Origin of the sequence: Emergencia timonensis, assembly GCF_900086585.1 — a bacterium.
Taxonomy (GTDB): domain Bacteria; phylum Bacillota; class Clostridia; order Peptostreptococcales; family Anaerovoracaceae; genus Senimuribacter; species Senimuribacter timonensis.
Window position 1 is genome coordinate 835,535 of sequence record NZ_FLKM01000008.1, and the last position, 23,672, is coordinate 859,206.

Genomic DNA, 23,672 nt, shown 5'->3' on the forward strand with positions numbered 1-23,672 from the left:
CAAAAGTTGGGAACCATAGTGAATGAAAAAGTACTGCGAATATTGGAACGATGACTTTCATCAAAGGCGGCCGATGATGCGGCTGAAATAGTGAGATAAAAGGATAATGGCATCGGAAACAATAGTAAGCGTTACTTTGCTGAACGAAATTTAAGTGCCTCCCTATCAAAAAAGGATATGGGTTTATAATAAATGCTTCTTTAGAGGCTTTCGCGTGGGACGAGCTTGCCGGGCTCTCCTTTCGCGGAGGTCTCTTTTTTTGCGTTATTCATAGCCAGGACGGAACGGTTTATGATAAAATATTTCCAGACCTTATTTTATTGAAACAAAAGGAGCCGCCAGATGTTTTTATATATTGCCATTGCAATCGTCAACTTATGCTCAGAATTCAGTTTTTTCTATATGTACTATGCCTTGCAGGCGAAACGCTTTCACATAGCAAAGATGATGCTGCTGATCGTAGTTCCAACGATTATCATTTTGTTCATCTCACCATTGCCGAAGTTTCTGCTGGCGCATTTTGGAATCAGTACGCTCTTGACTGCGCATGTGATCAATCTTGCGCTCAATCTGTTGTTTCTGATAGCAGTGGGAGAAAGAGATATCAAAAAAACCGCATTCTACACCTTGTTTTCCTACATGCTGTGGTTCATCTTCTCCCTTGGATTTGCAGGATTCCTGGACTTTTGCACAAGCAGATGGAACCCTTCTGTATATTTTTCATACCTTCTGAACATCCTGTTCAGCTTTTTGCTGGTCTGGGTGATGAGCAAGGCGATTCCCAAATACGATCTCTGCAGGATCACAGCCTATCTGCAGAGCCAAATTGACACCTGGCCCAAGACCATCGTGCTGTATCCGGCTTTTCTCTTTTTCACGACCATCATGGATTCTGTCAGGAGCGAGGACGTTGCCTACAGCATCACACTGTTTCTGACTTGTATGGTAGTTCTTTTCGTGTTGCTGGCTGTCCTGCGCAGCACTTCCGCCCGCATCAATATGGAAGACAAGGAACGAGCGCAGCAAACAGTCATCGACCAACAGAACCTGTATATTCAGAGCCTGGAGGAGATCCATCAAAACACACGCAGGCTGCGGCATGATTACAAAAACATGATTACATCCCTTTACCTGCAGTCCAAAGAAGGAAACCTGCAGGAAATTGAAGATGCCATGGGGAAAATCCTGGAGGATTTTGATATGGACATTGGCAGGAAGATGAATCTGACCAACCAGCTGGCGAACATACAAGTCATGGAGTTGAAAAGCCTTTTGCTGAACAAAATCACGATAATCAACCGACTCCATAATGGCTTTCGCTTCGAAGTCCTTTATCCGGTAGACGATCTGATCATCCCGAAGATGGATTTGGTCCGCGCTCTGGGCATTCTGCTGGACAACGCAATGGAAGAGGTCAGCGGCAACGGCGGAGATATCAGCCTGATGATATTGAGGGAGGAAAGGCTGCTGACTTTTGTGGTAGACAACAGCCTGCACCATGAAGTCAGCATGGCGGAGCTGTATCGAGAGGGCTATACGACCAAAGGAGAGGGCAGAGGGCTCGGGCTCAGCAGCTACAGAAAGCTGATTGACAAATACAGCAACGTTTCGTCTCAGACCGTGATTCAAGAGGGAAGGCTGATACAGGAACTGCAGATCGAGGTGAAATAAATGATTGAAATTTACATTTGTGATGACGAGGACGTCATCAGAGAAAATATTGAGCAGATTATTGCAAATCGAATCATCATTGAAGACTACGACATGAGAATAAAATGCAGTGTGGGAGTACCCGCGGATCTGATTGCACATCTGGAGGAATCGAACCAGAGACGTAATTTATATTTCCTGGATGTGGAACTGAACTGTCAGGACTACGACGGCTTCCTCCTGGGCAAAAAAATAAGGAGCCTTGATCCCCATGGCACCATCGTCTATATCACCAGCTACAAAGATCTTGCCTACAAGACCTTTCAGTATCACGTGGAAGCCTTCGACTATATCGTCAAAGGGGAGGAAAAACAGATGCAGGCGTCTGTTGCAAAGTGCCTGTCTTCCTTTGCGAGAAGAGTGGAGAGTGAAAATGGTGAAGAGGGACAGTTCTATACAGTGAGGACTGGTGATATCATCCGGCATATACCCCTCGCTGAAATCAATTTCTTTGAGACTTCATCGAAGCCGCATTTCATCGTCCTCCACGGGGACCACCAGCGAATTGAGTTTCTGGGCAGTCTGCAGGACATCGAAGTAGAACTGGGGGATCAGTTCATCAGAACACATCGCTCCTATCTGATCGCCGTAGACAAGATTGAGAGCATCGACCTGAAGCACAACCAGGTGATGGTGGGCGGAGAAGCCTGCCTCGTCTCGAAGAAGGAAAAGTCCAGACTCCTTGCACGAATCAACCGTTCATGAGATACCGTTCAGGAAGCAGAAGCGGCCGTTTAGGAACTATGCAACAAATTCCTTTTTGAAAATGCTATGATTCTCCCATAAAAGAAAGAATTTGACGGGAGGAAATAGAAATGTACGAAGAAATGATCAAGCTGGAACGTATTTCCAAGACCTTCAATACGGAACCGGTGCTCAAGGGCATCGACGCAGAACTTCACGCTGGAGAAATATTGGGGTTTCTCGGCCCCAGCGGCGCCGGGAAAACGACCACCATCAAAATCATCACCGGGCAGCTGCGGCAGACCGCAGGAGAAGCTTTTATCCTGGGCATCAACTGCCGCAATATCGACGAAACGATTTATGAACAGATCGGCATCGTGACGGATAGCAGCGGATGTTATGAGTACCTAAGTGTTTACAAAAATCTGGAGTATTTCGCCAAGCTGCTGAAGGTCAGCAAAGAGCGGATTACAGAGGTGCTCTGCCAGGTGGGACTTGCGGAGCACAGCAGGAAACTGGCGGGGAAATTATCTAAAGGACAGCGGCAGCGCCTCGTGCTGGCGAGAGCCGTTTTGCACAAACCGAAGGTTTTGTTTTTGGATGAACCCACGTCAGGACTGGATCCGTCTACAGCACAGGAAATTCACAAGATGCTGCTGCAGCTGAAGCGTGAGGGCATGGCGATTTTTTTGACGACCCACAACATGGAAGAGGCAGCCAAGCTCTGTGACCATGTGGCTTTGCTCAATGAGGGCGTCATTGTGGAGTATGGCAGGCCGAAAGAAATCTGTTTGAAATACAACAAGCAAAAACGGTATGCCGTCCACTTGAGCGACAACTCCGATCATGTGCTGGAGCAGACGCAGGAAAGCATCATGCAAATGGGAAGGTGGATGGAAGAAAACAAAATTGAATCTCTTCATTCCTGCGAGCCGACGTTGGAAAAGGTATTTCTCGAGGTTACGGGGAGGGAGTTATCATGAAGACCATGCATTTGAACAAAGTCATCGCTATCGCACAGGTGAAGCTGAAAGCTTTTATGGGAAAAAACTGCATCATCATGCCGCTTTTCAGCATCGGCTTCACCCTTTTGATGAAATATCTTTATAGCAGCATGTCCACGGGGGCTTCGTCCCCAGAGTATCTAAACGCCTATGTTCTGGGCATGGGGCTGGTGATGAATCTGGGCATGTGCGGAATATATTGCCCCAGCCTGCTTCTGGCGGAAGAGAAAGAGAAAAATACGCTGCGGGTGCTGATGACTTCTTCCGTAAACAGTTTGGAGTTTTTTGCCGGAAGCGTTCTGCCGGTATTTTTCATCACCGTGCTGATCAACTTTCTACTGATTCCAATCAGCGGCTTTGCCATGGATGGCGGGCAGCTGGGACTCTTTGCTCTGGTTTCAGTGATTGCATCGCTGACCAGCTGTATCATCGGAATGATCCTCGGTATCTTTGCGAAGAACCAGGTCAGTGCGGGAACCATTACCACCCCGGTTTTGCTGCTCCTCGTCATGGTGCCTATTTTCGGAGACGTCGTTGAGGCCCTGTCAGGCCTGTCAGAATATGTGTTTACGGGCATCGTGATGGATATGATCATGACCATGGGGGACGGGGCGAAGAAGGTTCTTGATAGCGGCAGCATTGTGGTCATGGCCTGTGAAGTTATTTTAGCAGTTTTGCTGTTCCTGTTTTTCTACAAGAGAAACGGCTTTGAGCGGGACTAGAGGCGAAGGAGGAACTATGAATTCAAAATCAAAAGTATTTCAGGGTATCGTGCTGGTCGCACTGAGTCTTACATTTATCGGGTACTATTTTTCCCTGTACAGAGGCTATGAAAGCAATATTGCCCACTATGGCAGGCAGATTGTTGTTCTCGCCTGTGCCAGCATGGTTCTATTTGGGAAAAAAGGCAAATTTGATAACCGCTTCTTAAATGGTCTGACGATAGTGAATGCCGTGCTGCTCGTGGCTTGGGCCGTCACGGAAGGTGTACAGATCTTGATGAATTGAACAAAACGGGCGTTGATATTTCAGCGTCCGTGTCTTTTTTTGCGCTAATCGTCTGTAAAACTTTCAGAAAACGCTTTCCGATTTGCTGGAACTTTATAGAATATTAAGATATAATATAAGTAATCGATATGATTCTTTGTTTTATGAATTATGAGGGGGTTAGCTTGTCATGATGCGTATTCTGAAAAAACACAAGGGGTTTCTTATTGTGCTTCTTATCCTTTTGCTTGCATTTGGTGTCTATCGAGTGTATTCCTGGATACAAGGCGAACCGAGAGAAGATTTGCTCTACACGCAGGAATATATCCCTGGAACAAGGAATATCAAAGGCGATGTAGACATAGAAAAGTGGGAAGCCTTAGGAGAAGAATTTTCCATCGGTGCAAATAAAGAAGGTTATGCGGTATTCAAGAATCCTCGGAAAGCGATGAATGCAATTTGCAGTGACTATAAAGCCGGAATCAGGGCCATGCAGAAAGAAGGAGCGCCAATGGGCTTTCGCAGCAATTACAGTTCTTATATCGATTACGAACTGGCAGTATCGGGTGATGCAGAGACAAACAGGCAGGCAAATATTGTAGCGGGCTTTGTGGATATTTACGAAAACAGCTTTGTGCCCATAGAACCAGAATAATTTACTTTGAATTTTAAATCGAATATGGTATAATGAACGCACGATCCTACAGCGTTGCTGCAAGGAAACGTTCATTGAATCATGTGCTGCGATTGCATTTTTAGCGGAATGCACATGGTATACTATTTACGAAATTAATTGTTTTACCGCCGGGTAACGTCTATGATTCTCTCCATTAGGCCATTGAAGGAGGAACTATAGGCGTTTTATTTTATCAAAAGAAAGAGGTGCCAATATGTTTAGAAACATGCGTCGAAGCAAACAGGTTTTATCACAGGAAGACAGTATCGCCGTTCTAGAAAAAGCAACGTCCGGGGTACTGGCGGTTTCCGGGGATGACAATTATCCTTATGCTGTACCCGTAAGCTTTGTCTATGCAGATGGAAAAATCTTCTTCCACTGTGCTAAAAGCGGACATAAGCTGGATGCCATCGCCAGAAACAGCAAAGTGTCGTTCTGCGTCATCGACGAGGACAAAATCGTGCCAGAAGAATATACGACATATTTCCGCAGTGTCATCGCTTTTGGAAAAGCCCGCATTCTGGAGGAAGAGGCAGAAAAGAGAAGTGCCATCGAAAAGCTGGCTGCAAAGTATACGCCGGATGATGAGGCCGGACGCCTTGCAGAAATTGACAAAGAATTCAAGGCGCTATGCATGGTAGAAATCGCCATTGAACACTTGAGCGGCAAAGAGGCCATCGAGTTCGTCAAGGCGAAACAGAAGCAATCATAAGGTCGTGTGTTTATGAAAAACAACAAGATGCTTTCACAGAGTATTGCGGATACGCTGATTTCCATGATAACCATAGAGAAACGATTTGCTGCCGGAGACAAATTGCCCAACGAAAATGAACTTGCTGCCGAACTAAGCGTCAGTCGGACGACAATCAGAGAGGCGATCAAAACACTGGCAGCCCGCGATATCGTAGAAATCCAGCGGGGAAGAGGGACTTTCGTGACCAAGGGCGCTTTGGCGCAAAAGCAGGAGATGGAGCAACTTACGGCCATCAAGGTCAACGCGAAAGATCTCTATGAGATGCGTCTGATCTTTGAGCCGGAAGCAGCTTATTTAGCAGCAGAGCGTGGAACGGAGACCGAAATAAGACGGATTTTGGAATATGGACGGAAAGTAGAAGAACAGATCCGCGCAGAGCAGGATCGGACTGAGAACGAGCAGGCTTTTCACAAAGCCATCGCCCAGGCGACACACAACGAGTTCATGAATCAATTGATGCCGATTCTCTTTCAGGCGATCTCAAAGGGTGTCACTCTCTCAGAACAGAGTGACAAGGCCATTGACGATACGCTGAATGACCACAGAACGATTATGGAATTCCTGCAGCAGCGCAATGCCGAGGGGGCAAAAAATGCTATGAAAATCCATATTTTGCACGCCATCAAAGAATTACATATCGATTAGACTGAAAGAGGACTTGCGAGAAGAAGCAAGTCCTCTTTATTCGATACATCATACGCCCCATTGACATCATATGACGCATAGAGGTATAATGACTCCAAAGAAACATCAAAATGATATTTATGGAGGAACGATGATGCAGGAAATTGATTTAACGTCGTGGAAGAGAGCGACTCACTATCAAGTGTTCAGAAACAGTGCACAGCCACAGTATTGCGTAAGCTTTGAACTGGATATTACAAACTTTTTGACAAAAATCAGGGAACGAGGTTATTCTTTTACCTTTGCCTTTGTCTATGCCGTCTCAAAGTGTGCCAACGAAATTGAAGAGTTTCGTTACCGGTTTCACGAGGGAAAGCCGGTGATTTATGAGAAAATCAACACGTCTTTTACATATCTGGAGCAGGAGACGGAATTGTTCAAAGTGGTCAACGTTGAAATGCAGGATACAATGGAAGCATATGTCACCCTGGCAGAACGCATCGAGAAGAATCAGAGCGTGTACTTCACAGGGCCGATGGCTGATGATATCTTTCAGTTCTCGCCTTTTCCCTGGGTATCTTTTACCCATATTTCTCATACGGATTCCGGCAATCGGGATCAAGCGACGCCGTTATTTGACTGGGGAAAGTTCTACGAGCGGTCAGGGAAGATCTTGCTGCCTTTTTCTGTCCAGGTTCATCACTCTTTTGTCGACGGTATCCACATCGGCAAATTGTCGCAGCATCTGCAAAAATACCTGGATGAATTTGCGTAGAATCGCAAGAAATTGTGGAAATATTCGGAAATCCTGTGTATAATTGAAGTATACGACAAACGCCAATCCAGCCGTAGGCTGGGGCGCTTTAGCATAAATTCTGTCTAGCAAATCGCCTTGCGGCTCTTTGGACAGAATGTCATACGACAGAGAAAGGATGAGCTTATGGAAAAACAACTTTTTACAAATGAGATAATTTTGTCTTGGCTTCAGTATTTTGCAGAGAACACACCTGTGGATCTGGAGCAGATCAAGATGATGGATATTACGAAGAGAAACAAAAATCTGATACCGACCGTAGAGTCGCACAAAGCGGTGCTGGCTTTTATGGAGGCTGGAGATCCGGAAATCTTTTATCACATGTGGAACGCCGGATTAGGGGACTGCGAAGTCTGGTACAACGAGGGGTCCGAGCCGACCGGAGAGATCAAGCACGACAAGGTCAGCGACATGATTAACCGGGGCATCAACGAATCTGCCGGGATGCTGGTGGTCAATCCAAATGCCCGCAATACCTATAAGCTGGGGCTGGACAGTTTGAATTTCCGCCAGGGCTCGTCGCGCCGCATGGGCAGCGAGATTCGGTCTGTCATTCTGAGCAAAATGCACATCAGTCATGAGGACACGGTCTGTGTCATCAATGGCGAAAGCATCGCCCTTGAAGCGGCTTTTATGGCAAGTGAAGGTACAGTCATCGCTGTTGAATATAACCAGAAAGAACGGGATGCCATGGAGGATAACATCGGTTATTTTGACCTGCGCAATGTCACCGTCATCGACCATGTAGATGAGGAGGCTCTGAAAGATATGCCAGTGCCTTCGGTCGCATTCCTGGTGGCTTCTGCCAGCATGGAGCAGGAAATCGAGTGCCTGCTCAAGCTGAATCCGCTGATTAATATCGTCGTCTACACGTTGGATTTCGTAGTCGCAGGCAACATGTGCAGCTTGCTTGAACGGTACGGCATCAAAGAGGCAGAGGTCATTCAGATCGCGGTGTCAAAACTGGGACCGAAAAATGCCTTTGACCTGCAGCCTGCGCCGTGGATCATCTCCGGCAAAGCGGAAACAAAAAATATTTAATCAGAGCGGAGTTGAGGCTTCGCTCCTGGCAGTAAAAAAGCAGGTATGAAAGTATCTGCTTTTTCTTTACATTTTCCATATGCGATATTCCCTGGCAAAAGAATTTGACTATCCGAGAAATTTAAGAGTTCTTGTCGTGAAGAGCAAAGGAAAACCCGCAGAACTAAGCCTGCAGGTCTATTCATAGCGTGGATCTTTCCTATTTAGCGATTCTGACCGCCTTGTTGGACCACTTGGTATAAACTTTTCCACCGTCGATTTTTCTGACACCTCTTACTTTGTAGTAGTATCTGGTGCCTTTTTTCAAAGCCTTCGTATTTTTGTAACTCCTCTGAGTGCCTTTCTTTGTGGTATAAAATGCTTCTTTTCCATATCCGCTGTTTTTCTTTGTGGAACGGAATACCTGATAGTAGTCCACTTTGTAACCGGCAGATTTCTTCCACTTGACAGTGATGGAATTCTTCTTGGCAGACGACCACGCCTTGATGGTCGTAGCTTTCACGCCAGCTTTGATTCTGCTGAGTCTTGCTTTCTCCTGCTCTGCGAGGATCTTGTCAGCCTCTTCTGCTGCCAGGATGGCATAGGCTGAGAAATGTCCTGTGCTGAAGGTATAAGTACCGTCAACGTTTTTGGTGCCGTCAACTTTGTGGTATACGCCTTCATCATCAATGTATACGCATACGACTTTCTTGTCCTTCAAGACTGCTGGAAACGCTAAGGTTACTTTTACATTGCCGCCCTTGAAGTCGGTGATGCTGCCGTTTTCCGTTAAGACCTTCAGCTTAACCTGAACCTGAGTGTCGTCTTCTTTTACCTTTTCCACGATGATGGAGACAGTGCCCGTGGTTGTTTTCTCTGCTATTGCTTCTGCCGCCTTCTGGTCAAAAACGACCTCCGCTGTATCCGTTTTGAAGATTATGTCTGCACTGGTCTTTTCAACGAGAGCCTTGACTGTTTCTGCGGGGAGTTTGATCTCTGCAGCCTTAGCGTCTGCTTTTGTCGTGGTCGCATCGATGATAACTTCTTTAGACTCGTTTGTAACAGCCTTGTCCACGATCTTGTCAGCGGTAATTTTGTCAACGGTTGCGGTCGCCTTACCGTCCGTTCCAGACGTAGTCGTTATGTCTGCTGTCGTGGTCTTCTCTGTCACATTGTTGGTAACGTTGTCATTCGGCATTACTGTACCGCCACCGCCTACTGGGGGAACGGCCTTTACTTTACTACGGAAATAGGTATTCGTTTTATATGCAGATATGTCGGTTTCTCCTGCGAATGGAGAATTTTCAACAGCTGCGGCGCTGTCTCTATCATTTCCGACGAAAATTTCGACTTTCTTGCCTGCTGACGGAGTAACCGTGGCAGATGTTAAGGCGCCGATACTGCCGGAGGTACCCGTTGCCACAACATCAGAATCCCCTTTAATAGCCAGAGAACCCTTTGACCAAATTCCCAGATCTGCAGTCGATTCTGCTTTTACGGTACTATCTGCAATTTCCAGTGTGCTCCCGCTGAACAATGCAGGATAGTAACTCTTCGCTGTAACGTCTGCATTTCGTATGGTCAGCGCGTTAGTAGCCAAAATAGCGTTTTCCTCTCCACTTTTACTTTCCACCTTTACAATGCTATCTGAAATCTCAATAGCATTCTTGCTGTTTAATGTGGGCCATACACTTTTAGCCGTTATTGATGAGTTGTTTTTTATCGTAAGCGTATCGTCTGCAAAAATTGCATTGCTTTGAACAGTGTCCAGATTGACAGTTGAATGATCGAATGTTACACTGCTTCCTGCAATGGCGGTATCATAATAATAGCTAGGAATGCCCGGTGTACCTGCAGGTGTAACAGAACCGGTGATGCTGCTGTCTGTGATTGTAACAACTCCGCTAGTATTTATCGCTTGCAAAGAATTTGTTACTTCCATTTTGGAGTTTTTAATCGTTATATTTTGATCTGGTATAACGGCAATGGAATCTAAATTTTCTCCTGTAATTGTAACTGCATCAAGTATAATTGTCGACGCAGAGCGGATGCCCGCGCTTGAGAAGTAAATATTATCAGAAGAGAATCTGCTCGCAGCCCAATCTTTGATGGTCAGGACAGCATCCTTGATTGAGACTGCCCCGTTTGCGTCTAGGGCGTCATGTGTTGTAGCTCGATTTGAACGGTTTGTGTTGATGTTCAAATTTCCAGAACCGGAAATATGCAGTGTGCCGTCTGTCATAATTCCTCCGCCAAGAGCCGTATTTTCGCCGTCGCCAATCACATTTTCCCCAACAAGGACGATATTCAAGTTACAGTTTGCTCTGATTCCAACATTTATTCCATAGAACGTTGGTCCATTATCCGGTCCACCGGCGTTGATAACTGCATTGGTCAATGTAAGGGTTCCTTCTGCAGGCTCGTAAACCGCTGTACCGTCTCCGCACTGTACAGCGTTGTCTGCAGCAGTTATGATATTAGTACCATTTACCCAGATTTGATTTGAATCCGCTGCTTCCGCATGAACATCCGTCGCGGGAATAAGAGGGAGCATCATCATAACTGCCAGCAGACATGCACCTCCCTTTTTCATCCATTTCTTTATCATTCCTTCTCGTTCTCCTTTCGTTTGATCTGTATTACTCATACAGCACCGTTTGTAAAAAAGTATACCTTTACCTCATCATCCCAATTTCACTATAAAGCATAAAAACTCGCTTGTTTCCTCTTTCAAACAGTGTAAAATATAAAGTGGCAGTTAGTCATGCAAAATAGTTGCTTAAAGGCATACCTTTACAAAACCAGACAGTTTCCCTAAGATTCCTCTTGTATACAGACACAGGAGGTGTTTTTATTTTATGGAACAACAGTTTTATGGCTACATGAGAGTATCAAGCGTGGAGCAGAATGTAGAGCGTCAAAGACAGGAGTTGGTGCGCTGGGGTATTGTGGAAAAGCATATCTATACTGACAAGGTATCCGGCAGGGACTTCAACCGCCCAAGTTACCAAAATATGCGGAAGAAGCTGAAAAAAGGAGATGTACTTGTGATAAAATCCATTGACCGCTTGGGACGTAATTATGAGGAGATACAAAGTGAGTGGCGGTATATTGTAAAGGAGATAAAGGCAGATATAGTAATTATCGATATGCCTATTCTCGATACCCGTACCAACAAGGACCTGATAGGCACGCTCATCTCTGATATCGTCCTACAGCTTTTATCCTATGTGGCACAGGCAGAACGGGAGTTCAACCACCAAAGGCAGGCGGAGGGTATTGCTATCGCACGGGCGAAAGGTAAGCATTTAGGCAGACCGCGAAAGCCCTATCCTGCTGATTTTGATACCTGCTTCAAATCATGGCAAGACGGACATCTAACTTTTGAAAAGATGGCTGAACGGCTTCATTTGACAGAAGGGGAGCTTCGCTGGCTCGTACGACGCAGAAATAAAGAATAAAATGGATTAAAAAGGCTTGCCAGACATACTGCATTGTATGAAAGCAAGCCCTTTCTTTATTATGTAGGAAATATCAAAGAACGTACCTTGACAAGCGCCGCCTCTTGCGGGCAACATGTGGAAATAGGAATCTTTGATTCCGTCATTTCCACGTTCCTTATAGGCCTTTTTTCTTTTTTTGCCTGGGCATGGGCAGTTCCTGGTAAGTTGCTGCAATAAATCGGCTCATCAGGTCGTAGTCATCTACTTTATCGATGAGAAAATGGGGTTTGGCACCCTCATAGGGAGGCGCTTCCTCGCAGCCTGGATAAAGCAGTGCACCTGCTTCGGTCTTTTTGATGTACAGCTGATTGTCGCAGATGACGCCGATGAATTTTCCGTTGCAGTAAACGCCGTACTCGCCAAACATCTTCTTATAGGAGATTTCTCCGGCGCCGCGCATTTGATCGCAGACGTAATCTACATAATCTAAAGTTGAGGACATGACTGACACCTACCCTTCCAACCAAAGTCTGCATTGCTCGATCCGCTTTCCATCATCGCCCTGTGCTTCGTCGTAGGCGAACTGATTGAGGAGTGCACAGGGAAAGTCCTTGCATTGTCCGCAGTGGTCGTGCTCCTTTTGTTCACAACACGACTTTATGGGACAGCTCTCACCCCAGAAAGGCTTGTCCATATGTACACATCCCGGGCAATTCATCTGCTCGCGATATTCGCAGTCTCTGCATCTTAATCCACATCTCGATTCTATCATCATTGTTCCCTCCTTTTTCTGCTATATTACCATAAGCAACATGACAACTGTCTGTCATGTTGCTTTCTCTTCTGCTGCTATTTGTGCATGAGGAATAACGGTCAGTCATCCATCTGCAAAATAGCCTTTGCGGCTCTGTATCGATCGTCCCGAAGGTCTGCTGGCTCCAAAATACGGACCAGATCTCCAAAACTGAATACCCACTCGCGCATGTTTTCATAGCTGGCAAAATCTTGTTCAAGCAGCAGCTCGCCATTTTCACGGGTAGAAAAGGAATCTATGCCATATTCTTCAATCAGCCTGTATTTTGCTGCTGGTGAAAAGAGGGCCTTTAGATGGATTTTGTTGGTGGTAAAGTAGTTTTCCAGGTTCAGCTTCACTGCGGGAACCGTGCGGGGGAGATAGGACTCTTCTGTTAATTCTAAATCCCAGAGACGATTCAGCTTGAAGAGACGGTAATCCATTCTATCCAGACAGTAGGCAAAGACGTACCAGGCAGACCATCTGAATACCAGATGATAGGGTTCGACTTTGCGTCTCTGCTCTCCCTTTTGATAATAATACTGAAATCTAATGATATTTTGCGTGGAAATAGCCTGTTTGATCGCTTCAATTTTCTGGGTGAGTGGGATTTGATAATGTGAAGCCAAGTCGATGATAATCGTATCCTTTGGGGAGACTCGATGCTCTTTGCTAGAGAACTTGTCGAGAAGTTTTGCCTGATTTGAGGCGCGAGATACTGTATCGATCCCCTTCAGCCCGGCTAGTATAGTTTGCAGTTCGTCTTCTGTAAACAGAGATTTGTCAATTTTATACCCGTCTGCGATGGAGATGCCGCCGCCATATCCCTGATGGGTAATCAAAGGGATACCAGCCTTGCAGATATCTTCAATATCCCGATTGATGGTTCGCCTGGACACTTCAAAACGCTCCGCCAGCTCCGGCGCAGTGATCTTATCTTGCTGCAATAAAATTGTAATGATGCCGATCAGGCGATCGATTTTCATGTTGTTATCCTCCCTGGCAGGATGATCTTATTTTGGTGTCCCTGTTAATAATATTTAATCATATTATACATGCCCTGCCCGAGCCAGACAAGAAGAATCAGTAGGTCTTATTGCGCGTCTAAGGGCGTTCTTTGATGGCAGGCAGTCTGCATAGTCTGCAAAGGAGCACGGCGGAAAAAATGTGCAAGACATTTCTGGGAACCAAGACGATTGCGGACTACAAGAGGGAGTTTGGCGGACTGACGAAGGGAGAGGGATGCAGCGCTGACAAGTATACAAAGTAAATATTGTTACTGCTCTTGTATCTTTGGAATCAGAGGAATATAATGCTAGAGGCGTATAGAGATTAGATTAAGAAACTGAATGAAATTTGAGAGGACTTTATGGAAGAAGAACGACAAAAGAAATCATTTGAAATTGATATGGTCAGAGGACCAGTACTGAAGAAGATGCTGATGTTTTCTCTGCCTCTGATGTGCTCCAGTATTCTGCAGCTATTGTTTAACGCGGCAGACATCATCGTAGTCGGACGTTTTGCAGGAGATAACTCTTTGGCGGCAGTGGGGTCAAACACCTCTCTGATTACGCTGATGACTAATCTGTTTATTGGGCTGTCCATCGGCGCCAATGTCACTGTTGCCAAGTATTACGGTGCAAAGAGAGAACGAGAACTGAAAGACACGGTACATACCGCTATGACGCTCAGTATCATTAGCGGCATTCTGCTCACTATTTTGGGACTCATCGGAGCCAGACAGGTCTTACTCTGGATGAAAGCCCCAGAAGAAGTCATGGATCTTGCGGCTACCTATCTGCGGGTATACTTCCTCGGAATGACTGGCATGATGGTCTATAACTTCGGCAGCGCAATCTTGCGGGCCGTGGGAGATACACGCAGACCGCTGTATTATCTGGCCTTTTCGGGCGTCATCAACGTGGTGCTGAACCTGTTTTTTGTCATCGTACTGAAAATGGATGTGGCTGGTGTAGGCATGGCGACTGCTATTTCACAGTGGGTTTCGGCGATATTGATCTTTCGCTGTCTGACCAAGGTAGACAGTGGGATTCGCGTGGTTCCGCGGGATTTGCGTATTCACAAAGATAAATTGGCGGCTATATTCCAAATTGGGCTGCCGGCCGGCGTACAGGGTGTGATTTTTTCTCTGACCAATGTACTGATCCAGGCCTCTGTAAACTCCTTTGGCGCTATTATCGTTGCGGGAAATTCAGCAGCGGCAAATTTGGAAGGATTCATCTATTTTGCCATGAATGCCTTTTACCAGGCGACCATTTCCTTTACCAGTCAGAATGTAGGCGCAAGGCGGATCAAGCGGATTGACAAGGTGATTACCAGGGGCGAGCTCTGTGTTGTTGCGGTAGGGTTAGGTTTGGGACTGCTGACGGTGACTTTCGGCCGAACGTTATTGAGTATTTACTCGCCTAGCGACGCGGTCATTGACGCCGGCATGGAGAGGCTGAAAATTATCGCTATGACCTATGCTCTTTGTGGTGCCATGGATGTCATGGTGGGCTCCCTCCGAGGAATGGGCTGTTCCGTTACACCGATGCTGGTCTCCCTGGTAGGCGTTTGTGGCATCAGAATCATATGGCTTGCAACCATCTTTCAGATACCAAAATTTCATACTATGAACATGCTTTTCCTCACATATCCCCTTACCTGGATATTGACACTGACCGCCCATGTCATCACATTCCTGATTGTAAGAAAGAGACTGCGCGAACAGGCTGTGGCTAGGCTGCTTTAACGAAAGGGGATACTGACAATTCTCCTTGACAATTCTAAAACCTGTAACTATAATGATTACAGGATAAGGAGGCGCATATGGCTGGGATTATTATGACCTGCAGTTCTCTCAGGAGACATGTCGATGCTGCACAGAAAAAGGAGAATACCGCATACGAAGTTTACGAACTCGACAGCAGACTTCATGCAGAACCGAAAGAGATGCGGGCTGCTGTCTTTGAAGCGATGAAGAATTTGCCCGAGCAGGTGGACACGGTGCTTTTGTCCATGGGCCTTTGCGGCGGTTCCGTGTCCGAGAGACCGTTGCCGGTAAGAGTGATCATGCCCAAGGTAGATGACTGCATCACGCTGCTGATGCACACCGATGAAAAATGGCATCCCAATCTCAAGAGGAGCGGTCATATGTATCTGACCGATACCGTAGACAGTGATTTGTCCATCATAAATATAAGGAATCGATTAGTGGAGCGATACGGTGAGAAAAAGGGTCTGATGGTTTTTGATATATGGTTTGAGTCCTATCAGAGCGTGGATATCATCGATACGGGCGTGTACGACTGCTACAGTAGCGATTATGTGACAAGAGCAAAGGCAAATGCGGATTTGATCCAGTGCCCGATCTGTTATGTGGAGGGCAGCAATCTTTTGCTGGAAAAACTGGTCTCAGGCAGATGGGATCATCAATTTCTGATCGGGGAAGCAGGCGATATATTCAGAGAGGAGGATTTTGTGCTGTGAGAATCAACACCAAATTTCCGATGGCGATCCATATCCTGGCAGTCGCTGCCCTGAACGTGGACGACACGATGCCGTCTACCTCAGAGCTCATCGCAAAGAGTGTGGGTACAAATCCGGTAGTCGTCAGAAGGCTGTCTTCCCAACTGAAAACGGCGGGACTCATCTGTGCAAGGGCTGGTGTTGCCGGTCTCAGTCTTGCAAAAGACGCTGAAGAAATTTCCCTTTTAGACATCTACAAAGCAGTAAGGGAAGAAGATGAGGTCATCTTTGACGTACATCAAAACCCGTCCGAGAAATGCTGGGTGGGCCACAATATTCAAGGTGCTTTAGAGACGCCTTTTGCAGAGGCGCAGAGAGCACTGGAGAACGCTTTGGAAAGCTACAGATTGTCCGATATCACTGTAGAAATACAGAGATGCTCCGGACGCGAGTAAATAGAGGACGCTTCAAATTAGACGTTGGAAATCCAACGTCTAATGTCGTTTTTTGGGCAAATAAACATTCTTTAGTAATAGAATGCTGAATAATGGGAAAATTCAAATTTCTGTATTGACAGAGCATATATGGAGCAGTTATACTCAAGCTGACGAATATTTTATTTGTGATATTTTATTGCCACTTTAGTTTGAAATGGAGGTAAACATGGACTGTTTTAGACGAAAAAGAACGAGAAGTAAGATCCTGACAATGGTACTTACCATTACAATGGTGATGTCCTCTTTTGTTATGGCAGTTCCTGCTTTCGCCGCTGACCAGACCGCGCCGCAGGACGCGATAGTATTTGATAATACAGGGGCAGGCGAAGACGCAATTTCACTTTTGGATGCCAGATCTTTCACGGCAAAAGTAAAAGTGGATATGACTAAGGAAGAACTTGAAAAAGCAATCACAGACGGAGCCTTTCAGTGGACGCTGAGCAGGGGTGCAGGGATGCAGGACGCATCGATGTTCCCATACCAGTATCTGGGCGGCAAGCTGGAGGATTGGAAGTGCGAAAAGACAGAGGCTCAGGAACGGGGACCGCTTTTCGAAAACATCAAACAGACCGCAGTGGCCGAGGGGGATGCCGTGTATCTGCAGCTATCCTTTGATGCGAAGACCATGTTCGGTTATAACGGTGTTGACGGAAGAGGCCGCAAGGTAGTCAGGAACAAAGTTCTGGACTATACTGGCGAATACACTCTCGCCTGTACTAACGGCGATGTGAAGCTGGGTGAAACTTCTGTATGGGTCAGACCATACGATTCTTTCTACACACAGAGCCAGGTTGACAAGAAGATGGACGAGCTGGCAGCAAGAGCCAACGCAGCAGGCATTTATGGCAAAGTAGAACAAATCGGCACTTCCTCCGCAGGATATCCGATGAGAGCCATCTTTGTTTCAGCTTCATCGAGCGATCTGTCCAACTCTCAGGCATTGTCAAAGAGAGCGGAGTCGGAGCCTGCTAAAGTGCAGTCTGAAATCAAAAACGGAAGCCTCAAGTACAAAGTGCCGGTGATGTACAGCAATGTCCATGCAGATGAAATCATCGGGCCGGATTCTTGCCTCGATTTTGTTGAAGCGCTGGTAGAAGCTGCTGAAGGCGACGGCAAAATCCCATATACCAAGATTACAGGACTGACAAGCGCCGGAACTGCCGCTGTGAAATCAGAAATGGCAGAGAGGGGCAAAGTGTGGTCTGAACTGATCAAAGACAAAGTGACGGGTGTCGGTTACATCCGCGGTAATGGTAAAGTTGAGCCAACGTCATCATCATCCGGCGCGTCCTCCTATTCGAGAACCAGCGATGCAACGGTAAATATGACAGATGAAGAGATGGCAAAATACTACAACATGAAAGACACTGACCTCAATGTGAAAGACGTTCTCGATGATATTTTCTTTATCGTAGTACCGTCAGAAAACGTTGACGGAAGAACCAACTTCACCCGTACCAATTCTAACTATTTTGACCTGAACAGAGACAATACTTATCAGACCCAGGCAGAAACCCAGGCGATGACTGCTTTGATCGCGAAGTGGAACCCGGTTTCTTTCCACGAAATCCATGGATTCTATGAGCAGTTCCAGGTAGAGCCTTGTTCGCCGACCCACGAGCCAAATGCAGAATACGATCTGTTTATGGATACCGCGTTGGCACAGGGAGAGAACTTCGGTTCTACAGCAATCGCAAACAACGAGAAGATCAACAGTTTCCAGGTTCCGATGCGCGATTATCTGGAAGTAGATAAGAGCGGAAAGAAGAACTGGATTCCATTTGACGACATGTCCACAAGCTATACGCCGCAGTACGCATTCCTCCATGGCGTGAATGCATTTACGGTTGAAGTTCCCTATGGAAGCCAGGAAGCTGTCGATGCCATCAAATATGGTTTCATCGGCAACGCAGCCTTCGTAGCAGAGAACAAAGACCGGATGTTTACAAATCAACTGGAATTTTACCGCAGAGGAATGGAAAACATCGACTCTGATGCCATTCGTCCTTGGTATGTGAGCCAGAGCGACGAAATCGGAGCAGAAGCAGACGTATTCCGTAAGAAGTATAAGGAAAACGATAACTTCTTCCCGGAATATTACATCATTCCGATGACATCCTCCAAGCAGCAGGATATGAAAGCTGCAAAAGAGATGGTAGAATATCTGCTGAGAAACGACGTCAAACTGAAAAAATTGACGGCGGATGTGAAAATCAACGGCGTTACCTATGTGAAAGGTTCTATCGTCGTAGACATGCATCAGGCCAAGCGGAATATGGCTAATGCAGCCCTTTACACCAACGTGGTTATCACCGATTGGAACGATCTCTACTCCGAACCGCTGACTGCGTTCTCCCAGTTAAGAGGTTTCGACATGGCCGTCATCACCAAGAAAGGCGCGATCAAATCTTCGAACATGCAGTCTGTCACCAAAGCGCCGACCATCAAATCTGCAAAATCCGGCAGCGGAAACTATACGATTTTGAGGAACAACAGTGTCGATGCAATTCAGGTGGTCAACGCGCTGCTCAAGAAAGGCAAATCTGTTGGAATGGTAACGTCAGGCACTTACAAAGGAGAGTTCCTGGTATCCACGGCAGATTTCAATTCTGTAAAGAATCAGTACATCCTGAAAGGATACTCTGTAAAGACAGCGCCGAAGGCAAAGGTCATCAAGAAGTCTGTAAAGGTTTACATTCCTGGCAGAACAGCATCACCGTTTGAGTCCAACGAACAGGGAGCCTACGGCGTGAAAAACTACTCTGACAGACTGAATACCAGCCTCGGATGGGATCTCTTTGCCTATGGAAAGCAGATGGGATTCACCATCGTCAGCGATCCTGCGAAGGCTGATGTCATCGTTGGAAACCGCAGCCTGACAGATGCAGAAATAAATCTGGTAAAAGAGGGCAAACCTTATGTCGGCTACACGGCAAACGCCCTGAAGGCTGCCAAGGCTATGGGTATCGGCGTGGAATATGTGGACGGAGGCGGTTATGACGCCCTGACCACTGTGACTTACGAAAGCGACAGCTTGATTACAGCAAAATATAAAAAAGAAAAAGACTTTATCATGTACGGATACGGCGGCAACTACATTACCAGCGTTCCAGAGGGCGCCAAAGTTCTGGTCAAGACCACGTCCGATTATCCGATTGAAGGCTTCATGTCTTCTGCACATATCGAAAAGTACAAGAATACAGTACAGGCCATCGACTATGCGAAGAATGGCATGAAGGTCACCCTGTTTGCCAACACTTTGACCAACAAAGCACACCAGCAGGACGATTACCGTTTTGCAGCAAATGCCATCTACGAAAAGATGCTGGGTGAGGATTTTGCAAACGCGAAGACCATCAAAGGCGTGAAGAATACGACGATCTCGGCAAAATCAGCAAAGGCAGAAAAGGGAATCAAAGTATCCTGGAAAAAGAGCGGCAGCTACAAGGTGGATAAATACCAGGTTTACAGAAGCACAAAAAAGAGCAGCTATGGAACCAAAGCGTACTATGTGACGAAGAACGCGAAGACCGTTTCTTTCACGGACAGCAAGAGTCTGAAGAAAGGAACTCGTTACTACTACAAAGTTCGCGGTGTGAGAAAGATTGACGGAAAGACTTATTACACTAAATGGTCCAACCAGGCGAACAGAGTCTATAAATAGAAATAAGATATATGACAGCGGCAGGGAGCCGGCGGACAATCGCCGGCTCCCTGCTATTTTGTTTTTTTGAAGACAGTAAACAATAAAAAAACATTTTTGTTGTATGAAGAATTGCCATATGATATAATGATTCCGTTCGTCTTACGGCGTTGCCATTCTGCTGCAAGGAAGCGTTCATTGAATCACGAACTCTGATTATTTAGGCAGTGGAACATTCGTGGTATAATTATCGAGCTGTTTTGACAGAATCGTTATAAAGAAACACACAATATATTTAGGATGTATTTAGAATTGAATGAGGAGAGGACAAACTATATGGAGAGATTTATTGATGCCTTTACGGCGTGGTCAGACGAGGTAGACGGTTGGATCTACAGTAACGTTCTTTTTTGGCTGTTGATTGTCACAGGCTTGTTTTTTACAGTTCGTACAAAATTTGTGCAGCTTAGATTGTTTCCGGAAGGAATCAGAGTTTTGACAGAGAAGAGCCACGACGGCGGAATTTCATCTTTTAGAGCTTTGATGATCGCTACTGCATCCAGGGTAGGTACGGGCAATATTTCCGGTGTTGCAACTGCCATTGTTGCCGGCGGTCCGGGTGCGGTATTCTGGATGTGGATCATGGCCATCATCGGTTCAGCGTCAGCCTTTATCGAATCGACCTTAGCGCAGATTTATAAGCAGAAAGAAGGCGAAATTTATAAAGGAGGGCCTGCATACTACATTGAAAGAGCGATGAACGCAAGATGGCTGGGCGTTCTTTTTGCTGTAATACTGGTTCTGACTTTTGCCTTTGGATTCAACGGGCTGCAGTCTTATAACATCGCTTCGTCTTTAGAACATTATGTAGGCGGCAATTACCAGATGGCGGCGTTAATCGCAGGCGGTATACTGGCTTTGATTTCTGCATTCCTGTTTTTTGGAGGCGCACAGAAAATCAGTATCGTATCCTCTATTTTAGTTCCCATCATGGCATGCATTTATATCATGATTGGGCTGATCATCACCTTTGCCCATGTGGGAGAGCTGCCTGCAATTTTTGGCGAGATTTTCAGACAGGCTTTTGATTTCAAATCGATTTTCGGCGGGTTTGCCGGTTCCTGTATGGTCTGGGGCGTGAAGAGAGGACTGTTCAGCAATGAAGCAGGTATGGGCTCCGCCCCAAATGCTGCGGCGTCTGCAGATGTCAGCCACCCTGTCAAACAGGGGCTTGTTCAGGTCATCTCTGTATTTATCGACACCATCGTCATCTGCTCTACGACGGTATTTATCGTGCTCTGTACAGGACAGTATACGGTAGGCGGCGATTTGAACGGCATTCCGCTGGTACAGCAGTCTGTACAGTCCATGTTCGGAGAGGTGGGCGTAGGCATCATTACTGTATCTGTGGCGTTGTTTGCCTTTACATCCCTCATCGGAAATTACTTTTATGCGGAGTTCAACATCAAATTTATCAGCGAGAACAAATTGTTTCTCACTGTATTCAGAATTTTGGCAGTGCTGATGGTATTTGTCGGCGCCAATGCAAACCTGGAAATCGCCTGGAATATGGCTGATATTTTGATGGCCGGTATGGCGCTTGTGAACATCATCGCTATGTTCTGCCTCGGCGGCATCGCCATCAAAGCACTGGACGACTATGTTTCCCAGAAGCGGGAAGGCAGGAATCCTGTATTTAAGGCTGCCAGCATCGGACTTCACAATACTGACGTTTGGAAATAGAAGATTTATAAATGGAAAAAGACGCTCCAATGTGGCAGCGTCTTTTTCTTATGCATTTATTCAATTTATTAGGATTTATCATTGTCACCTTGCTGATGCTCTTGTGATCCGTACGGGGCAGACCGTGAAGACAATTGCAGCGGCAATATCTACTGCAAACAGAAGATAGCTGACTGTTTTACTGACTTCTGCAAGACAGATTATGAAAGTTACTGTTACGACGACAATCAAACTTATCAACATGGTCCAGGCATATATAGAGGTATTGTTTTTCATGATGCATTCCTTTCTCTTTCGAATTCTATCGTTAACTTGCGGGCAATTTTGTCGAGAAGCTGTACAGTAGTTCGCATATCTGTTTCATTTGCCTCAGGATGAAGTGCACAGATTCTCAAGACTTTTCTGCCATTCAGTTCTGTTGTCAGAACTCCGGCATAGCCATCTTGCAGCATCTCTTTTGAAATTTGCTGGTTGAGGGCATCGATTTCTATTTCGGAGAGGCCGGGAGGTGCATAGCGGAAATTGACAATCGCCTGCTGTGCCGGACATATGACTTCCCAGCGTGGATGTTTCCTAATTTCATCCTCCGCCCATTGGGCTAACTGAAAACCGTGTTCGACGATATCACTGATTGTATCTGTTCCCAAGACTTGTAACGTCAGCCATAGCTTTAAGCTGCGAGCCGGCCTGGTTAATTCAGGTCCGTAGTCCCAATAGTTAACTTGTTCGTCATTTGCAGCGGCATCTTTGAGATATTCCGGACAAGTATGGAAACTGTCTGTCAAAGTCTTTTTGTCTTTTACGAGAATGGCGCTGCAGCTGTAAGTCTGCAGCAGCCACTTATGCGCATCCCAGCTGATACTGTCTGCTCGTTCGATTCCCTGCAGACGATGCCGATATTTAGAAGAGGCCAGCACAGATGCGCCGTATGCGCCGTCTACATGCATCCAGATATGATGTTTCTCACAGAGAGCTGCGATTTCGTTAAAAGGATCGATACTTCCAGTATTGGTACTTCCAGCGTTGGCAATCACTGCAAATGGAATTTTACCCGCTGCAAGATCTTCTGACACAGCATGTTTCAGCAGAGTGATATTTATGCGGAAATCAGAATCTGTTGGGATTTTTCTGATTTGATCTGTCCTCAGTCCGATAATGCGCAAGCCCTTCGATACAGAAGAATGGGTCTGCTCTGAGACATAGGCTGTCCCCAGGGGATATTGAAACTCTGACAGCTTTGCATTTCTGGCAGCAGTGAGGGCTGTGAGATTTGCCATAGAGCCGCCAGAAACAAATAAGCCGCCGCTGGTATCGGGATAACCTGCCTGCCTGCACATCCAGGCGATAACCTCCTGCTCAATGCAGGCTGCGGCTGATGACTGCATCCAGCTGCCTGCATGAGGGTCGTAAGCACTGGTCATAATGTCACCGAGCCATGAGAGCAGTGAAGCTGGGCTGGGTACGAATCCGAACCAGCGAGGGTGCTGCATGATTACTTGATTGGCGTAAACATCCTCCACCATTTCGTCCATGACAGCTTCTACGGCCCGTCCTTTTCTGGGGATTCCGCAGAGACGCAGCTTTGCAATGGTCTCATTGCTGGCAGTCTGCATGATCTTGTTGGACTTGATATCACTTTGTACGTCCATATAAGACTGTACGAATTTAATCATCGCGTTGAGCAATGGTTCTTGTTGTAGTTGTTGTTTTTGCTCCATATTATTAACTCCTTGAAAATTTGGAAGCAATGCATTGACTTCTTTCTAAATTTAAGATACCATGAGAACATGAATTTGTAAAACTAATGGTTTT

General features: G+C 46.2%; 22 protein-coding genes. 16 read left to right on the plus strand and 6 right to left on the minus strand.

The genetic code is table 11. The features are described from left to right. Positions 1 to 342 precede the first annotated feature (342 nt). The 10 genes from BN6539_RS05210 (at position 343) to BN6539_RS05255 (ending at position 8,294) form a co-directional block, all read left to right on the plus strand. Positions 343 to 1,671, plus strand: a complete 1,329-nt coding sequence (locus BN6539_RS05210) for a sensor histidine kinase (protein WP_067534715.1) — start codon at positions 343 to 345, stop codon at positions 1,669 to 1,671. Continuing rightward, a complete protein-coding gene (locus BN6539_RS05215) occupies positions 1,672 to 2,415 on the plus strand; it encodes a LytR/AlgR family response regulator transcription factor (RefSeq protein ID WP_067534718.1) in 744 nt (247 codons plus the stop codon). It begins immediately after the preceding gene. Positions 2,416 to 2,525: 110 nt separating this feature from the next. Next, a complete protein-coding gene (locus BN6539_RS05220) occupies positions 2,526 to 3,377 on the plus strand; it encodes an ABC transporter ATP-binding protein (RefSeq protein WP_067534721.1) in 852 nt (283 codons plus the stop codon). Further along, complete coding sequence (locus BN6539_RS05225) at positions 3,374 to 4,120, plus strand: ABC transporter permease (protein WP_067534724.1); 747 nt, start codon at positions 3,374 to 3,376, stop codon at positions 4,118 to 4,120. Before BN6539_RS05220 ends, BN6539_RS05225 begins: the two co-directional genes overlap by 4 nt. 16 nt (positions 4,121 to 4,136) lie before the next feature. After that, a complete protein-coding gene (locus BN6539_RS05230) occupies positions 4,137 to 4,406 on the plus strand; it encodes a hypothetical protein (protein WP_067534727.1) in 270 nt (89 codons plus the stop codon). 169 nt (positions 4,407 to 4,575) lie between these two features. Further along, positions 4,576 to 5,040 carry a hypothetical protein gene (locus tag BN6539_RS05235; RefSeq protein WP_082907361.1) on the plus strand — a complete coding sequence of 155 codons (465 nt, stop codon included), beginning with the start codon at positions 4,576 to 4,578 and terminating at the stop codon, positions 5,038 to 5,040. A 235-nt stretch (positions 5,041 to 5,275) separates the two neighbouring features. Next, positions 5,276 to 5,773: a pyridoxamine 5'-phosphate oxidase family protein gene (locus tag BN6539_RS05240; RefSeq protein WP_067534730.1), complete on the plus strand. Its 498-nt coding sequence runs from the start codon at positions 5,276 to 5,278 to the stop codon at positions 5,771 to 5,773. Positions 5,774 to 5,785: 12 nt separating this feature from the next. Then, positions 5,786 to 6,460: a FadR/GntR family transcriptional regulator gene (locus BN6539_RS05245; RefSeq protein ID WP_067534733.1), complete on the plus strand. Its 675-nt coding sequence runs from the start codon at positions 5,786 to 5,788 to the stop codon at positions 6,458 to 6,460. Positions 6,461 to 6,548: 88 nt separating this feature from the next. Then, positions 6,549 to 7,214 carry a CatA-like O-acetyltransferase gene (locus BN6539_RS05250; RefSeq protein WP_330385054.1) on the plus strand — a complete coding sequence of 222 codons (666 nt, stop codon included), beginning with the start codon at positions 6,549 to 6,551 and terminating at the stop codon, positions 7,212 to 7,214. Positions 7,215 to 7,379: 165 nt separating this feature from the next. Then, positions 7,380 to 8,294 carry a precorrin-6B methylase gene (locus tag BN6539_RS05255; protein WP_067534739.1) on the plus strand — a complete coding sequence of 305 codons (915 nt, stop codon included), beginning with the start codon at positions 7,380 to 7,382 and terminating at the stop codon, positions 8,292 to 8,294. A gap of 199 nt (positions 8,295 to 8,493) precedes the next feature. Here the strand turns inward: BN6539_RS05255 and BN6539_RS05265 are convergent, their stop codons facing one another. Continuing rightward, on the minus strand, positions 8,494 to 10,881 hold the full coding sequence (locus tag BN6539_RS05265) for a hypothetical protein (RefSeq protein ID WP_067534745.1): 2,388 nt from the start codon (positions 10,879 to 10,881) through the stop codon (positions 8,494 to 8,496). Positions 10,882 to 11,131: 250 nt separating this feature from the next. Between BN6539_RS05265 and BN6539_RS05270 the strand changes: the two genes are divergently transcribed. Continuing rightward, positions 11,132 to 11,734 (plus strand): recombinase family protein, encoded by a 603-nt coding sequence (locus BN6539_RS05270; protein WP_067534748.1) that lies wholly within the window; start codon positions 11,132 to 11,134, stop codon positions 11,732 to 11,734. Between the two features lie 157 nt (positions 11,735 to 11,891). On the opposite strand, the gene BN6539_RS05275 is transcribed toward BN6539_RS05270, so the two are convergent. From BN6539_RS05275 to BN6539_RS05285, 3 genes are all read right to left on the minus strand, one after another. After that, positions 11,892 to 12,218, minus strand: a complete 327-nt coding sequence (locus BN6539_RS05275) for a TfoX/Sxy family protein (RefSeq protein WP_067538091.1) — start codon at positions 12,216 to 12,218, stop codon at positions 11,892 to 11,894. A gap of 9 nt (positions 12,219 to 12,227) precedes the next feature. Further along, positions 12,228 to 12,491 carry a DUF3795 domain-containing protein gene (locus BN6539_RS05280; protein WP_330385055.1) on the minus strand — a complete coding sequence of 88 codons (264 nt, stop codon included), beginning with the start codon at positions 12,489 to 12,491 and terminating at the stop codon, positions 12,228 to 12,230. Between the two features lie 98 nt (positions 12,492 to 12,589). Beyond that, positions 12,590 to 13,495, minus strand: coding sequence for a helix-turn-helix transcriptional regulator (locus BN6539_RS05285; RefSeq protein ID WP_067534751.1), 906 nt, complete (start codon positions 13,493 to 13,495; stop codon positions 12,590 to 12,592). Positions 13,496 to 13,878: 383 nt separating this feature from the next. Between BN6539_RS05285 and BN6539_RS05290 the strand changes: the two genes are divergently transcribed. From BN6539_RS05290 to BN6539_RS05310, 5 genes are all read left to right on the plus strand, one after another. Next, positions 13,879 to 15,261, plus strand: coding sequence for an MATE family efflux transporter (locus tag BN6539_RS05290; protein WP_067534754.1), 1,383 nt, complete (start codon positions 13,879 to 13,881; stop codon positions 15,259 to 15,261). Between the two features lie 77 nt (positions 15,262 to 15,338). Next, positions 15,339 to 15,998: a DUF1638 domain-containing protein gene (locus BN6539_RS05295; RefSeq protein WP_067534757.1), complete on the plus strand. Its 660-nt coding sequence runs from the start codon at positions 15,339 to 15,341 to the stop codon at positions 15,996 to 15,998. Beyond that, positions 15,995 to 16,432 carry an Rrf2 family transcriptional regulator gene (locus tag BN6539_RS05300; RefSeq protein WP_074038067.1) on the plus strand — a complete coding sequence of 146 codons (438 nt, stop codon included), beginning with the start codon at positions 15,995 to 15,997 and terminating at the stop codon, positions 16,430 to 16,432. The genes BN6539_RS05295 and BN6539_RS05300 overlap by 4 nt, the downstream gene beginning before the upstream one ends. Before the next feature lie 208 nt (positions 16,433 to 16,640). Further along, the gene (locus tag BN6539_RS05305) at positions 16,641 to 20,138 is read left to right on the plus strand and encodes a M14 family zinc carboxypeptidase (RefSeq protein ID WP_067534760.1); all 3,498 of its coding nucleotides are present in this window, start codon (positions 16,641 to 16,643) and stop codon (positions 20,136 to 20,138) included. Positions 20,139 to 20,453: 315 nt separating this feature from the next. Then, on the plus strand, positions 20,454 to 21,860 hold the full coding sequence (locus tag BN6539_RS05310) for an alanine/glycine:cation symporter family protein (RefSeq protein WP_067534764.1): 1,407 nt from the start codon (positions 20,454 to 20,456) through the stop codon (positions 21,858 to 21,860). Positions 21,861 to 21,944: 84 nt separating this feature from the next. Here BN6539_RS05310 and BN6539_RS05315 read toward each other — a convergent pair whose 3' ends face one another. Together BN6539_RS05315 and BN6539_RS05320 are read right to left on the minus strand one after the other, a co-directional pair. Next, positions 21,945 to 22,136, minus strand: a complete 192-nt coding sequence (locus tag BN6539_RS05315; protein ID WP_067534767.1) for a hypothetical protein — start codon at positions 22,134 to 22,136, stop codon at positions 21,945 to 21,947. Next, positions 22,133 to 23,578: a pyridoxal phosphate-dependent decarboxylase family protein gene (locus tag BN6539_RS05320; RefSeq protein ID WP_067534770.1), complete on the minus strand. Its 1,446-nt coding sequence runs from the start codon at positions 23,576 to 23,578 to the stop codon at positions 22,133 to 22,135. Before BN6539_RS05320 ends, BN6539_RS05315 begins: the two co-directional genes overlap by 4 nt. Positions 23,579 to 23,672: the final 94 nt, after the last annotated feature.

Coding starts and splice junctions, on each gene's coding strand:
- BN6539_RS05210 (WP_067534715.1), top strand. CDS start 343: ATGTTTTTATATATTGCCATTGCAATCGTCAACTTATGCTCAGAATTC.
- BN6539_RS05215 (WP_067534718.1), top strand. CDS start 1,672: ATGATTGAAATTTACATTTGTGATGACGAGGACGTCATCAGAGAAAAT.
- BN6539_RS05220 (WP_067534721.1), top strand. CDS start 2,526: ATGTACGAAGAAATGATCAAGCTGGAACGTATTTCCAAGACCTTCAAT.
- BN6539_RS05225 (WP_067534724.1), top strand. CDS start 3,374: ATGAAGACCATGCATTTGAACAAAGTCATCGCTATCGCACAGGTGAAG.
- BN6539_RS05230 (WP_067534727.1), top strand. CDS start 4,137: ATGAATTCAAAATCAAAAGTATTTCAGGGTATCGTGCTGGTCGCACTG.
- BN6539_RS05235 (WP_082907361.1), top strand. CDS start 4,576: ATGATGCGTATTCTGAAAAAACACAAGGGGTTTCTTATTGTGCTTCTT.
- BN6539_RS05240 (WP_067534730.1), top strand. CDS start 5,276: ATGTTTAGAAACATGCGTCGAAGCAAACAGGTTTTATCACAGGAAGAC.
- BN6539_RS05245 (WP_067534733.1), top strand. CDS start 5,786: ATGAAAAACAACAAGATGCTTTCACAGAGTATTGCGGATACGCTGATT.
- BN6539_RS05250 (WP_330385054.1), top strand. CDS start 6,549: ATGACTCCAAAGAAACATCAAAATGATATTTATGGAGGAACGATGATG.
- BN6539_RS05255 (WP_067534739.1), top strand. CDS start 7,380: ATGGAAAAACAACTTTTTACAAATGAGATAATTTTGTCTTGGCTTCAG.
- BN6539_RS05265 (WP_067534745.1), bottom strand. CDS start 10,881: ATGATAAAGAAATGGATGAAAAAGGGAGGTGCATGTCTGCTGGCAGTT.
- BN6539_RS05270 (WP_067534748.1), top strand. CDS start 11,132: ATGGAACAACAGTTTTATGGCTACATGAGAGTATCAAGCGTGGAGCAG.
- BN6539_RS05275 (WP_067538091.1), bottom strand. CDS start 12,218: ATGTCCTCAACTTTAGATTATGTAGATTACGTCTGCGATCAAATGCGC.
- BN6539_RS05280 (WP_330385055.1), bottom strand. CDS start 12,491: ATGATGATAGAATCGAGATGTGGATTAAGATGCAGAGACTGCGAATAT.
- BN6539_RS05285 (WP_067534751.1), bottom strand. CDS start 13,495: ATGAAAATCGATCGCCTGATCGGCATCATTACAATTTTATTGCAGCAA.
- BN6539_RS05290 (WP_067534754.1), top strand. CDS start 13,879: ATGGAAGAAGAACGACAAAAGAAATCATTTGAAATTGATATGGTCAGA.
- BN6539_RS05295 (WP_067534757.1), top strand. CDS start 15,339: ATGGCTGGGATTATTATGACCTGCAGTTCTCTCAGGAGACATGTCGAT.
- BN6539_RS05305 (WP_067534760.1), top strand. CDS start 16,641: ATGGACTGTTTTAGACGAAAAAGAACGAGAAGTAAGATCCTGACAATG.
- BN6539_RS05310 (WP_067534764.1), top strand. CDS start 20,454: ATGGAGAGATTTATTGATGCCTTTACGGCGTGGTCAGACGAGGTAGAC.
- BN6539_RS05315 (WP_067534767.1), bottom strand. CDS start 22,136: ATGAAAAACAATACCTCTATATATGCCTGGACCATGTTGATAAGTTTG.
- BN6539_RS05320 (WP_067534770.1), bottom strand. CDS start 23,578: ATGGAGCAAAAACAACAACTACAACAAGAACCATTGCTCAACGCGATG.